The following is a 12,539-nucleotide window of genomic DNA, read 5'->3' as shown; positions in this document are numbered from 1 at the left end:
GTACACGGCTGCACGAACCTGTTGCGTATACAGAAAGCCGACCGCCGGTCCCCAGATGAGGATGCGGAAGACGAGATACGTTCCCAGCCGGCTGGACAGGCTGCTGCGAAAGACCGTCGCCATCAGGGCGCCCGTTACCAGCGCAAATGCGCAGCATACGTAATAGGGAGCCATGCTACCGCGATACTCGGCGCCGTACAGCGTTGCGATGACTGCCATTGGAAGTACGTTGACCGCGTGCACCACAAACCGGGTGATCCAGGGAATCGCGTTCCGGTGCGCGCTATAGACGAAGATCGTCCCGGCAATCACATACGAATCCAGCGCAACGACGTGAAGGAACCGGTGGTAGGGAGCGTGGCGCTCATAGAACATCCGTGCCACGCATTCAACGAAGATCCACAGCATGCCGATCAGCCACAGCCGCACCCGGTCCGCGGGATGGCGACGCCGAAAGACCTCCAGCAACGCGATCAGCGTTACCAGGGCAACCGTATCCGGAATGAGCTGGGCATTCAGCATCAGCACTGTGCTCAGCAGGTTGGTCCTGCTGTGCCATACCCGAAAAGCTTACCTCAGGCCGCATAGCCCAATCTTGCACTCCGCGGAAGCAATCTGGATCTCAATCCCCTTTAGGGAAGACAGGCTACGCTCAATCCCTTTTTCCAATGGGTCGTGTCGAGGGATTCATGCGCGGTCAACCTCGGCGCAATGGTACACGCCACCAAGAACGAACAAAGGACTGCGGTACTATGGGGCGGCTCTAGAGCAGTTCTCCTAAAGGTGTAGAGCGAAGCGTTTGCAGTTTGCGCCGTTTTCCTTCGAAGAAAACGGCATTCGCAGATTTCTCCAACACAGTATTAGGAGAATTGCTCTAGTAAGCTGGGAGCGCATTTATGAACAACATTGACGTGATTGTGGTGGGCGCCGGTCCGTCCGGATCCACAGCTGCCAAACGGCTTGGTGAGGCCGGCGTGCGTGTGCTCGTGCTGGAAAAAGCCGAAGTCTTCCCTCGTGAAAAACCCTGCGGAGGCGGCCTCTCCGCCCGCATGCTGACACGCTTCCCCTATGTCAGAGACGTCCTCTCCGAGATCGGCACCAATCCCGTCCGGCGCGTCTACCTGCAGTCGCCCGACGGCACCGGCGTGACTTGGCAGCAGGCCGATCCCATCATGTACCTGATCCGCCGCTGGGAGTTCGATGCCGCTCTCTTCCGCCGTGCCCAGGCAGTCGCCCCGGTGGAGCTGGGAGTCACTGTCCGCGCATTGCGCGTTTTGCCCGATGGCGTAGAGCTCGAAGCCACGGACGGACGCACCTTCCGCGCGAAGATGGTCATCGGCTGCGACTCAGCCAACTCCGTTATCGCCCGTCACAGCGGCCTGCGCGTCGGAGATATCCGCTCCGAATACGCCGTCGACATGATGGAGGAGACGCCGGTTGCCCGGCTGCAGGCAGCGCGGCCCGATACGGTTTCGCTCTTCCTCACGCTGACCAAAACCTTCGGCTACGGCTACATCTTCCCCAAGACCGACCACTGCAACCTCGGCTTCGGGTGCAAGCTCGATTACTACCTGGAAGAACTGCGCGGCAAGGGCAAAGAACATCATGCCGCCTGGGTGGAGGAGATGAAGCAGAAAGGTTTCGTCACCGGCGAGACACAGAAGGACGGCTATAAAGCATTCCCCATTCCCGTCGGCGGCCCGCTTGCGAAGACCTATACAGACCGGGTTCTGCTGGCCGGCGATGCCGGCGGATTCGTCAACGCCTTCACCGCCGAAGGCATCTTCTACGCCATGAGCTCGGGCTCGCTGGCTGCCGAAGCAGCAATCGCCGCCATCCAGGCAGGCGATTTCTCTGAGGAGCAGTTGAAGAGCTACGAGCGAGCATGGAAGGCGGAGATCGGCGGAGACCTCGAACACTCGGTCGATATTCAGCGCCGCCTCTTCAACGACTCCGGCCGCATCGACCAGATCGTGCGCGCCGCCGCACGCGATCAAGGCCTGCTGCGGCTCCTGATCGGCTACAGCATGGGCGCGGTCCGCTACGAAGAGCTGCGGAACTACATGGCAGCCTCGGCACTACCCAAGTGGGTGATGAGTAAGGTCATCTCGGTCTTTCGCTTCGGTTCGAAAGGTAAGGCAGCTCCTCAGGGCGCATCATCCAATTCCAGCGTCTAATGGAAAAACCGATGCGGATACAGACAAGAACCTACGGAACTCTCGCCGCTGTTGCGGCACTGTGGACATTCTGGGCGGCACTGCCCGCACAGGAGATCTCGCCGGAGCTCAAGCAGAAGGTCGACGAGACCGCGCAGAAGGTGCTGAAGGATACCGGCGTCCCTTCCGCCTCGGTTGGCATCGTGAAAGACGGAGCGATCGTCTACACGACTGCCTTCGGCAAATCGCGCCTCGATATCAGCGCCGACGCCATGCCGGAGATGGCCTACGCCATCGGCTCCATCAGCAAGCAGTTCACCGCGGCCTGCATCCTGCTGCTGCAGGAGGAGGGCAAGCTCAAACTCGATGATCCGGTGGCGAAGTGGTTTCCGGAGCTCACCCGCGCCAAGGACATCACCCTGCGCAACCTGCTGACCCATACCTCCGGTTACTCCGACTACGCTCCGCAGGACTACACCATTCCCGAATGGACCAAGCCCGGCGACCCACTCAAGCTGGTCCACACCTGGGCCGGCAAGCCGCTGGACTTCGAGCCGGGAACGAAGTGGCAGTACTCCAACACCAACTTCGTCCTCGCCGGTCTGATCGTGGAAAAGGCAAGCGGGATGAAGTTCGCCGACTTCCGCCGCCAGCGCATCCTGGAGCAGCTGCACATGCAGCATGTTCTGGATCTGAATACGGATCAAGCTCGGCTGCAGGTAGCCGGCTACTTCCGCAACGCCCTCGGCCCGCTGCGCAAGGCTACCCTGGAGGCTCCCGGCTGGTACTTCGCCGACGGCGACCTGGCGATGCCGGTGGAAGACCTGCTCACCTGGGATCTCAGCGTGATGAACCAGACGCTGCTCAAGCCGGAGAGCTATCGCGAGCTGATGACCAGCTTCAAGCTGAAGGACGGCGCCGACACCCACTACGGCCTCGGCATCGGTGTCGGCGACCGCAACGGACATCACGTCGTCTCGCACACCGGCGAGGTCGGCGGCTTCGTCGCCTCCAACAGCGTCTTCCCGGATGAGAAGGTCGCTATTGCCGTCCTCACGAACCAGGAGGCGAGCTCAGCCGCCGGTGCGATTGCGCGCGGTATCGCCGGCGCCATGCTGCCGCCGGGACCCAACGCCGCCGCCAGCCCCGAAACCCAGGCGAAGACCATCCTCACCGGCCTGCAGCAGGCCAAGATCGACCGCTCGCTCTTTACCGGCAACGCCAACTTCTACTTCAACCAGGAGGCGCTGGACGACTTCTCCTCCAGCCTGCAGCCCCTGGGTGAGGTGAAGTCCGTCGTCAAGCAGGATGAAAGCCTGCGCGGAGGCATGACCCTGCGCAGCTTCGCCGTGACCTTTGCCGGGGGCAAAGAGGTCAGGCTCTCTACCTTCACGACAACCGACGGCAAGCTGGAACAGTTCCTGATTGTTCCCTGATGCCGCCATCGATCTTTTACTGGATGGGAAGCATCAGGCAGGGAACGCCGGCCTGTGATCTTGAATCCAACATGTTGGAGCATTCTCCTTTGGAGCATTTCTCATAAAGTATCGCGCGGAGTATCGGGGTCCCCAGCGAACTCGTTCGCTGGGGTGAAGTGTTGGCTGTTTGCGCCGGAGAAAACGGCATTCGCAGATTTTTCCAAAGCTACAGTATTAGGAGAATTGCTCTAGAAGGAGCGGCGTGAAGGTACTCGGAGTCCTGATTCTTATTCTGTTGTTGGTCGCGGCCGCGGGAGCGTATCTCCTGCTGACGCCCTTCGGTCCTTCCACCGAGACCTTCGTCGATATCCCCGCCGGTACCGGCGTTCGCGGCATCGCCGGTYCCCTGGAACGCGCCGGCATGGTTCGCAGCCGCTACGCCTTCGAGGCCTGGCACACCACTGTGCAACACGCCGGGCTGGGCACAGCCGATGCCTTCCTCGCCGCCGCGCGTTCGAACACCGCCCTGATCAGCGACCTCTCGCCCGATGCCAAGTCACTGGAAGGCTATCTCTTCCCGGAGACCTACAAGTTCTCCCGCCATGCAACGCCGGAACAGATGCAGGCGGCGATGGTGAAACGCTTCCGGCGCGAGGCCACCTCCCTGGGTCTGACTACCGACGTCGCCCGCACCGTCACCATGGCTTCGCTGGTCGAAAAAGAGGTACGTGTCGATACCGAACGCCCCCTGGTTGCCGGGGTCTTCGTCAACCGGCTGGCCAAAGGCATTCCGTTGGCCACCGATCCCACGGTGATCTACGCCGCGCTTCTTGATAATCGTTGGCGGGGCACGATCTACCGGTCCGATCTGGACTACGACTCGCCCTACAACACCTATCGGCACACCGGTCTGCCGCCGGGGCCGATCGCCAGCCCAGGGGTCGCGGCGCTAAAGGCCGCGATGCATCCCGCCGAGACGAATTACCTTTATTTTGTTGCAGATGCAGCCGGTCATAGCGTCTTCTCCGCCGACCTGAAGGAGCACGCCGAACAGGTGCAGGCTTACCGCCGCGCCAGCGGTGAGGCTCCGGCGGCGCCCGCTCCGTCCAAGCAGGAAAGCAGATCGCCGAAACACGCCGTACCTGGCAGCGCTTCTGGCAGGAAACGACAGAAATAACGAATCTGCGCACCCTTGGCCGTGGATGGAACATCCAAGAGAAGTCTGCGTAAATTCAAGAACATGCGTTCGGGCGCCCAAAGTGCGACCCGATATACTTGGCAGGTTGGGTAGGATGACGAGAGTACGATGGCAAGCTGGAGTATTGCTGGCGGCAGTGTTGCTGACCAGCGGATGTTTCCGGCATACCTACCGCGTCCAGAAGGCACCGCCGGTCGCCAACGTCAAATCCGCCACGCTGGATGAGCTGATTAAACAGATTCAGGGCCGCTTCGACGCCGTCAAGACGATGAATGCGTCAGTGGATATCATTGCCAGCACCGGCGGCACTAAGCAGGGCAAGGTGACGGTCTATACGGCCTTCAGCGGTTACATCCTGCTCCGCAAGCCGGAAGACCTGCGGGTGCTTCTGCTGTTACCCCTGCTTCACACGACCGCTCTTGACATGGTTACGGACGGCAGAACCTTCAAGATGCGGATTCCACCGCAGGGCCGTGCGATCACGGGCAGCAATGAGCTGGCAACCCCGTCCAAGAACCCGCTCGAGAACCTTCGTCCGGGGGTCTTTTACGACTCACTGCTGATCAAGGGTGTGCAGCCGGGAGAGCTGGTTGCTATCACTTCGGACGAGCGCGTGATCCAGGTCGACGCCAAAAAGAAAGAGATGGTCTCGGAGCCGGACTACGACGTCAGCCTCTACGCCCAGAAGAACGGCGGCGTGGAGCTCGCGACCCACCGCGTGATCCACATAGGCCGCAGCACCCTGCTGCCCTACGCGCAGGACATCTACGACGGCGGGGGCCGGGTCGTCACCCGCGCCACCTACGATGGCTACCAGAAGTTCGGGGATATCGATTTTCCCACGCGCATCAACATCGAACGCCCACTTGACCAGCTCAAGATCGCGATGACCATCACCAAGCTTACCCCCAACCAGGAGATGGAGAACGACCAGTTCGAGCTGACCATCCCGCCGGGGACACAGGTTCAGCAGCTTCCCTGATCAACCACGAATCTGGGTGCCCCATCCATCGCATCGCGATGGGTGGGATATTCGCTACAACAATCCCGCCCGCATGGCATGCTGGGCGATCATCCGGTTAATCTCCAGGGCCAGCTCCAGTGCCTCGCGTCCCTGCTTCCCGGTCACACGCGGTTCCTGCCGTGTCTGTACCGAGGTCAGGAACGATTCGATCTCCAGCTTCAGCGGCTCACCATTCTCGACCGGCAGTTTGCTCAGCGAAAGCCCCGCGGAGGGATGCTGCAACCCGGCACCCTGAGTAAAGGCGGCAATGGCGGCTGCAGGGTCAGCGACATCGATCACCAGCAGGTCCTGCCGCGCGAAGTCGAGTGAGACATACTGGCGCGGCTGGAAGTAGCGCAGCTTACGCACGCGCTCCGTCGAGACGCGGCTGGCGGTAAAGTTCGCGACGCATCCGGTAGCAAACTCCAGACGGACGTTCGCGATATCGACCTTCGGCGACAGCACCGGCAGGCCGACGGCACGCACCTCCGTTACCGGCGAATTCACCATCGTCAGAACAATGTCGAGATCGTGGATCATCAGGTCCAGCACCACATCCACGTCCAGCGACCGCGGCGTAAAGATGCTCAGACGGTGCGACTCAAAGAACATGGGCTTGGTCAGGATCGGCATCGTCGCGGTTACCGCCGGGTTGAACCGCTCCAGATGACCGATTTGCACGATGCGGCCATGCTGCTCGGCGAGCGCCAGCACCTGGTCTGCCTCCGCGAGGGATGCGGCAAAAGGTTTTTCAATCAGGCAGTCGATGCCTGCGCGCAGAAGCTGCGATGCCACCTGCGCATGCGCCACGGTGGGGACACAGACCGACGCACAGTCGATGGGAATGCCGCTGGCCAGCAGCTCATCCACGCTGGCGAAGACAGGATTGTCTTCCAGGGTGACGGCCGGGTCAACCACGGCGGCGAGGTGAACCCCGGGAAGCTCGCGATAGATACGGATGTGGTTCTTGCCGAAGACGCCGGCGCCTATGACTGCGACCTGAAGCACGTGCTCTTAGCCTTCCACAGCCTTCTTGCAGCGGGCGTACAGCTCGAGAATCTGGTTGACCTGCTCGTCGATCTTATGCGGTGCTCCGGAGGCTCCGAAGCCGGTGGAGGCGGTAGCGGGCTTGGCGATTTGCACGGTGTTCGCGATGAACTTCATGAGGTCCAACGCGATGTCTTCGTTACGGCGGGCTCCAAGACTCTGTTCCATAGAAGTCAAGTGTAGAACTCCAAAAAGGAAATGCAAACCCGCTAGGGCGTGTCATTTATGTATGCTGGCGAAACACCTACGAGGGAGAGCGGATCGGGTTGGCGGTTCTGGCGGTGCAGGCGATACGACGAATGCGCGGAGGCGCCCAGAGCCAGCTCATGCTCGGCGCAGACGGCCGGCTCTGGGTCGTGAAGTTCCGCAACAACGCCCAGCACCTCCGCGTCCTGGTCAACGAGTTCCTCGCCACAAGGCTGGCCGCCCATGCCGGCCTCAGTGTTCCCACGTGCGAGGTCATCGAGGTCACGCCCTGGCTGGTCGAGAACTCGCCGCAGATGTGGATCGAGCTCGGCAGGAACAGACAGGAACGCTGCTGCGCCGGCCTGAACTTCGGCTCGCAGTTCGTCGGCGGCCTTCTGCCCGGGCAGGTCGTGGACTATCTGCCGGAGGAGCAGCTCCGCGAGGTGCGAAACCTCGACGAGTTTGCCGGCATGCTCGCCATCGACAAGTGGACCGGCAACATCAACGGACGCCAGGCCGTCTTTCATCGCAAACCCCGGGAGCGCAAGTACCGCGCCACCTTCATCGATCAGGGCTTCTGCTTCGGCGCCGGCGACTGGGTCTATCGCGATCCGCCGCTGCGAGGCGTCTATCTGCGCAACACCGTCTACGAAGGCGTGACCGGATGGCAGAGCTTCGAGCCCTGGCTGCATCGCATTGAGACCATGGACCCCAACACGGCCTGGAAGATCGCCGAAGAGATTCCGCCGGAATGGTACGCGGGCGACACCGATGCCCTGGAGGAGTTGATCGCCGCCTTGCTGGCACGGCGGGGACGGGTGCGAGAGTTGATCGTGCAGTTTCGGGAATCAGATCGGAAACCCTTCCCGAACTGGATCGAAGGCGTGAAGGTTCCCGTACCGAGACAGTTCTCGGAGTCCGGTTATGTCATGTGAGTTTTGTTCAGCAATGATGCGGGGATATCGAATGGCGCACACAGGCAGATGTCCCCGCGGGAATGATTTGGTCTTGCAGATGCAAAGGTTCAGTGCAAAAGGTTCAGAAGAGGACTGAAAAGGTTCTGACGAGGGCTGGAAAGTTCAGAAGAGGTAGATGATGGAGCGGGTTCCCTGCGAGTTCTTTCTGCTGCGCTATGTACCGGATGCGGTGAAGGACGAGTTCGTGAACATCGGTGTGTTGCTGCGTGAGGCCGCCCGGCCGGACGAAGCGGTGGTGCGTTTCACGCGCGACTGGAGCCGCGTGCGCTGCATCGATCCGGACGCCGATACCGCGATGCTGGAGGCGATGGAGGCTGAGATCGCACTTCGCCTGCGCACCAGCGCCACCGATCCCAAGCCGGTGATGACCGTTCTGGAGGACACCTTCTCCAACAGCATCCGCATCACCGAGGCCCGGGCGACGCTGGCCGAGAGTGTGCCTGCGGAGCTGGAGCAGTTGATGCAGCTCTACGTCGAGTCCCGCAAGCTTCCGGCAGCCCGCCGCCGCACCGGCCGAGCCGCCATTGCCGCGGCGATGCGCAGTGAGTTCGAGCGCGCCGGCGTCTGGGAGCTGATGCGCAAACGCATCGCCGCCTCCGCTTACACCCGCCCGGGCGATCCCCTGAAGCTCGACTGCGGCTACCGTCCCAACAGCATCGTCCGCATCTTCCACGCCGTCTCTCTCGAAGGTGACCTCGAAGCCGCCAAGGTGCTGGCCTTCTCCTCAGCCTCACTGCGTGAAGGTGTGCAACGCGTGGAAAACGCCGGTCTGGAGCTGACCGCCGTCGTCGAGCCGCTACGCCAGGTGGACGAAACCACCGAAGGCGAGGCCGCGGAACGCTACCGCTTCGGCGTCGAAACCATGGAACGCGAGGCGATTCGTGTACTGACTACGAATGACCTGCCGCGTCTGGCCGAGACGGCCAGACGAGAGTTGAATGGTTGAATAGTTGAATAGTTGAATGGTGTTTTTCCGCCAGGGTGACGGATCGACTCACCTCATTCAATCGACAATTCTGAACGTTGCATCGCGTGGCGGCCACATCATTTCGGCCAGCCGGGAAAACCATTCAACAATTCAACCATTCAACCATTCAACCCAAGGCCTTCCTGTGGAAGGCTTTGGCACGCTGCTGCGCGATACAGCAATGCAACAGCGCACGTATTCAAAATCACCCACTATAGAGCGGTGAGTCGATCGGCCATCCCGGCGGAAAAACACCATTCAACGATTCAACAATTCCACCATTCAACCCCCAAAGCCTTCCTGTGGAAGGCTTTGGGGCGCCCCTCCCGCTGATATCATCAGGCCCATGAGCACCTCGCCGCTGGTTGGAGTGGTGATGGGCAGCCGCAGTGACTACAAGGTCATGAAGGCTGCCGTTACTGTGTTGCAGGAGTTTGGCGTTCCCTGTGAGGCACGCGTCGTCTCCGCCCATCGAACGCCGGATCTCCTGATGGAGTACGCCGCGACCGCCGAAGCGCGGGGCCTGCGCGTCATCGTCGCCGGCGCCGGCGGCGCCGCGCATCTGCCCGGCATGCTGGCGGCCAAGACCGTCGTTCCTGTGCTCGGAGTTCCCGTGCCTGCCACCATGCTGCAGGGCACCGATTCGCTGCTCTCCATCGTCCAGATGCCCAAGGGCGTCCCCGTCGGCACGCTCGCTATCGGCGAAGCCGGAGCCATGAACGCTGGGCTGCTGGCGGTCGCTATCCTGGCCACCACCGACGATGCTCTGCGCGAGAAGCTCAAGGCATGGCGTGCCGCACGCACCGCCGCCGTCCTGGCTGAGTCCCTGGAGGACGAGGCGTGAGCGCAATTCTTCCCGGTAAGACCGTCGGCATCTTCGGCGGTGGACAGCTCGGCCGCATGATGGCCATGGCCGCTCGCTCCTTCGGCTACAAGATTCACGTCCTCGATCCCGATCCTGCCTGCCCCGCCGCCTATGTCGTCGACAAGGTCATCGAAGCAAGCTGGCGCGATGACTGGGAGGCCGGCAACCTCGCCCGCGGATGCGATGTGGTCACGCTCGAGATCGAACAGATCTCACCCGAGAGCATGGCCATGGCCTCGCGCTTTGCGCCGGTGCGCCCCGGAGCGCCGATGCTTGCCATCATCCAGGACAAGGTTGAGCAGAAGACCTGGCTGCAGAAGATGGGTTTCCCCGTCGGTCCCTTCCGCGGCGTCCGTAGCCTGGAAGAGTTGTCCAGCGCGGTGATGGAGCTGGGCGGCGACTGTTTCATCAAGAGCGCCCGTGGCGGCTACGACGGCCGCGGACAGGCCCGCATGTATCCCGAAGAGGTCTCCGATGGATCGATCCGCGATGCCTGGCTCGCCGTCGGCGAGACCGATTGCGTCGTCGAAAAGGCGGTCGATCTCGAACAGGAGATCTCGGTGATGGTCTCGCGTTCGCCCAGCGGCGAGGTCAAGGTCTTTCCCGCTGCCGGCAACGTGCACGAGAACCAGATCCTGGTCTGGAGCGTGATCCCCGCCCCGATACCGCATGAGCTCGACCGCCAGGCGCGCCAGATCGGCGAAGCGCTGGCCGATACCTTCCAGCTCGAAGGCCTGCTGGCGGTGGAGATGTTCGTCACCAAAGACGGCAAGCTGCTGATCAACGAGCTCGCTCCGCGTCCCCACAACAGCTACCACCAAAGCGAGCGCGCCTGTGTGACCGGCCAGTTCGAACAGGCGATCCGGGCCGTCTGCGATCTGCCTCTCGGCGATGTCTCGCTGGTGCAGCCTGCGGCGATCGTCAATCTGCTGGGCGAGGTCTGGCTCGATGAGCAAGGCAATGAGCGTCAGCCGCGCTTTGATGCCGCCTTGGCGGTTCCGGGGGTGAGGCTACATCTCTACGAGAAGCTGAAGCCGCGCCGCGGCCGCAAGATGGGCCACTTCTCCGCTGTGGGAGCAACCGGCGACGAGGCGATTGCACGGGTACGGGAGGCGAAGTCGCTGCTGTGATCACTGCCGCCCCGGTGTACGATCTTCCCTATGAGTAATGATCTTGTTCCCAAAGCGCCCGTTCGGAAGACGGGCCTAAGCCCCAAAGAGCAGAAGTTGCAGGCGATGCTTGAGAAGATGAAAGGCAAGGCCGCGGGCGCCAAGCCCGGCAGCAACGGYGCTACCGGCGGTTTCAAAGCAAAGGGCAACGTCGCCAAGAAGACCTCGTTCCAGCGCAAGGCAACGTAGAGTGCGCGCGAACTCTACCGATACGCCGATCCGAAACCTATACACCGGGTGCCCCATATCTGCGGAGCAGATGTGGGAGTATCGGGGTCCCCAGCGAACTTGTTCGCTGGGGTGAAGTATCGAGCGAAGCTCGATCCATCTTCCTGTCACTTCACCTCCATCCCCGGATGCGCCGCCTCAACCCCACGCAAACTAAAACTAGCAACACTCGCCGGATTCGACCCAGCCCGCACCTGCAACGTCCCCAACACCTCAAACGCCGGCGGCCTCTGGCTCTGAAGCCGAAAGACCAGCACCCCCGGCTGCACCTCTTTCGCCGACAGAAGAGCAAACCCACCCGTCTGCTCCCGCAGATCCATCTGCGCGGCAACCACCTCTTCGCTCGCCAGCGTGGGCACAGCCTCAACCAACGCCGGCGCACTCGCCTGGTTGAAAGCCGCAAGCCACTTATAAAGCAGATGACCTGATGGAGTATCAGGAATAAGCCCGGTCTGATTCCCATAACGGGGCAGATGCACCAACAGGGTGGGATGAACCGGGCTCACATGATCTCCCTTGCGCGCCGGCACCGGAGCATCCGCCGGATCGGAAAGCGCAATGGTATCGATCTGGTTCGGATCGTCGTTATCGTCGTCGTGCGACCTCGCCGACGCACCACTGCTGGACGAACGTGAGACCTCATCATCATCCTGACTGAAACGAATGTGCCCGTTGTGACGCAGCGCATACGCAACCGCGAAGAGCACGACAACCGCCATCACCATCGCGAGCAACACAGCGGAACGCCGTATCGGCTGCCGCTCACTGACATAGAACCGCGGAGCATTCGGAATCGCGTGTCTCTCGGGAAGGGGCTGCATAAGACTTGGGTCCTCTGCACGTTCCACAGCGGCGTGCACTTAAGAGCAATAAGAGCCGCCATCAACAGTCTAGTCGCGCCACGGTTCCGAGCGCTGAAGGCCGGAGTCCCCGACGAAGCCGGTTTCCAATAAGCGCTGAAGGCGCGCTCTATATCAGCCTGGGGCAACGCCCCAGGTTTCCGGCAACAAAAGAAAAAGAGGGCTGAAGGCCCGATCTATAGTCCTCCATTGAAAGCGAATTTGCCGCTAGTGGCGCCTTCATAAATGTTGTCATCCTAAGCTCCGAACTGGGTGCCCCAGGTCCCCCGGGACCTGGGTATTCGCGCTAGGCGCGAAATGTTTTGCTTAATGGGACGGCTTTCAGCCGTCCCATACCAACAGCCAAATGAAAGAGGCGTTCAACCGCTGAGGGCAAAGCCTCCGAGTCTACCAACAAACACGCAGTCGCGATCAATTGCAGAACAACCCGCTATCATGATCCCGCCATAACTCCAGCGGATGCCC

General features: G+C 61.5%; 13 protein-coding genes. 9 read left to right on the top strand and 4 right to left on the bottom strand.

All coding sequences use genetic code 11. From position 1 onward, the window contains the following. Positions 1-522 (bottom strand): hypothetical protein (locus tag AB4043_RS06010; protein ID WP_442306667.1); only part of this gene is annotated, 522 nt, incomplete at its 3' end. 374 nt (positions 523-896) lie between these two features. Between AB4043_RS06010 and AB4043_RS06005 the strand changes: the two genes are divergently transcribed. The 4 genes from AB4043_RS06005 (at position 897) to AB4043_RS05990 (ending at position 5,754) form a co-directional block, all read left to right on the top strand. After that, the gene (locus tag AB4043_RS06005) at positions 897-2,177 is read left to right on the top strand and encodes an NAD(P)/FAD-dependent oxidoreductase (protein ID WP_442302017.1); all 1,281 of its coding nucleotides are present in this window, start codon (positions 897-899) and stop codon (positions 2,175-2,177) included. 11 nt (positions 2,178-2,188) lie between these two features. Continuing rightward, a complete protein-coding gene (locus AB4043_RS06000; RefSeq protein ID WP_442302018.1) occupies positions 2,189-3,592 on the top strand; it encodes a serine hydrolase domain-containing protein in 1,404 nt (467 codons plus the stop codon). Between the two features lie 244 nt (positions 3,593-3,836). Further along, complete coding sequence (mltG, locus tag AB4043_RS05995) at positions 3,837-4,751, top strand: endolytic transglycosylase MltG (protein ID WP_442306666.1); 915 nt, start codon at positions 3,837-3,839, stop codon at positions 4,749-4,751. Between the two features lie 115 nt (positions 4,752-4,866). Further along, positions 4,867-5,754, top strand: coding sequence for a hypothetical protein (locus AB4043_RS05990; protein WP_442302020.1), 888 nt, complete (start codon positions 4,867-4,869; stop codon positions 5,752-5,754). A gap of 54 nt (positions 5,755-5,808) precedes the next feature. Here AB4043_RS05990 and AB4043_RS05985 read toward each other — a convergent pair whose 3' ends face one another. Further along, a complete protein-coding gene (locus AB4043_RS05985; protein WP_442302021.1) occupies positions 5,809-6,783 on the bottom strand; it encodes a Gfo/Idh/MocA family protein in 975 nt (324 codons plus the stop codon). A 6-nt stretch (positions 6,784-6,789) separates the two neighbouring features. Then, positions 6,790-6,990 (bottom strand): hypothetical protein, encoded by a 201-nt coding sequence (locus AB4043_RS05980; RefSeq protein WP_442302171.1) that lies wholly within the window; start codon positions 6,988-6,990, stop codon positions 6,790-6,792. A gap of 131 nt (positions 6,991-7,121) precedes the next feature. On the opposite strand from AB4043_RS05980, the gene AB4043_RS05975 reads away from it, so the two are divergent. From AB4043_RS05975 to AB4043_RS05955, 5 genes are all read left to right on the top strand, one after another. Then, entirely contained in the window at positions 7,122-7,943 is an 822-nt protein-coding gene (locus AB4043_RS05975) for a HipA family kinase (protein ID WP_442302022.1), read from the top strand. A gap of 157 nt (positions 7,944-8,100) precedes the next feature. Then, positions 8,101-8,931, top strand: coding sequence for a DUF3037 domain-containing protein (locus AB4043_RS05970; RefSeq protein WP_442302023.1), 831 nt, complete (start codon positions 8,101-8,103; stop codon positions 8,929-8,931). Between the two features lie 367 nt (positions 8,932-9,298). Next, positions 9,299-9,796: a 5-(carboxyamino)imidazole ribonucleotide mutase gene (gene purE / locus AB4043_RS05965; RefSeq protein ID WP_442302025.1), complete on the top strand. Its 498-nt coding sequence runs from the start codon at positions 9,299-9,301 to the stop codon at positions 9,794-9,796. Next, positions 9,793-10,947 (top strand): 5-(carboxyamino)imidazole ribonucleotide synthase, encoded by a 1,155-nt coding sequence (gene purK, locus AB4043_RS05960; RefSeq protein ID WP_442302026.1) that lies wholly within the window; start codon positions 9,793-9,795, stop codon positions 10,945-10,947. Before purE ends, purK begins: the two co-directional genes overlap by 4 nt. A gap of 30 nt (positions 10,948-10,977) precedes the next feature. Next, positions 10,978-11,175, top strand: coding sequence for a hypothetical protein (locus AB4043_RS05955; RefSeq protein WP_442302027.1), 198 nt, complete (start codon positions 10,978-10,980; stop codon positions 11,173-11,175). 146 nt (positions 11,176-11,321) lie between these two features. Here the strand turns inward: AB4043_RS05955 and AB4043_RS05950 are convergent, their stop codons facing one another. Continuing rightward, the gene (locus AB4043_RS05950; protein WP_442302028.1) at positions 11,322-12,035 is read right to left on the bottom strand and encodes a hypothetical protein; all 714 of its coding nucleotides are present in this window, start codon (positions 12,033-12,035) and stop codon (positions 11,322-11,324) included. Positions 12,036-12,539 lie beyond the last annotated feature (504 nt).

Source organism: Terriglobus sp. YAF25, from assembly GCF_052113305.1.
Taxonomy (GTDB): Bacteria; Acidobacteriota; Terriglobia; order Terriglobales; family Acidobacteriaceae; genus Terriglobus.
This window is presented reverse-complemented; position numbering and strand designations above follow the sequence as displayed.

What these genes read in the sequence shown, in the direction of transcription:
- purE (WP_442302025.1), top strand. Translation starts at nt 9,299, where the DNA reads ATGAGCACCTCGCCGCTGGTTGGAGTGGTGATGGGCAGCCGCAGTGAC.
- AB4043_RS05950 (WP_442302028.1), bottom strand. Translation starts at nt 12,035, where the DNA reads ATGCAGCCCCTTCCCGAGAGACACGCGATTCCGAATGCTCCGCGGTTC.
- AB4043_RS05990 (WP_442302020.1), top strand. Translation starts at nt 4,867, where the DNA reads ATGACGAGAGTACGATGGCAAGCTGGAGTATTGCTGGCGGCAGTGTTG.
- AB4043_RS05980 (WP_442302171.1), bottom strand. Translation starts at nt 6,990, where the DNA reads ATGGAACAGAGTCTTGGAGCCCGCCGTAACGAAGACATCGCGTTGGAC.
- AB4043_RS05975 (WP_442302022.1), top strand. Translation starts at nt 7,122, where the DNA reads ATGCGCGGAGGCGCCCAGAGCCAGCTCATGCTCGGCGCAGACGGCCGG.
- AB4043_RS06000 (WP_442302018.1), top strand. Translation starts at nt 2,189, where the DNA reads ATGCGGATACAGACAAGAACCTACGGAACTCTCGCCGCTGTTGCGGCA.
- AB4043_RS06005 (WP_442302017.1), top strand. Translation starts at nt 897, where the DNA reads ATGAACAACATTGACGTGATTGTGGTGGGCGCCGGTCCGTCCGGATCC.
- AB4043_RS05970 (WP_442302023.1), top strand. Translation starts at nt 8,101, where the DNA reads ATGATGGAGCGGGTTCCCTGCGAGTTCTTTCTGCTGCGCTATGTACCG.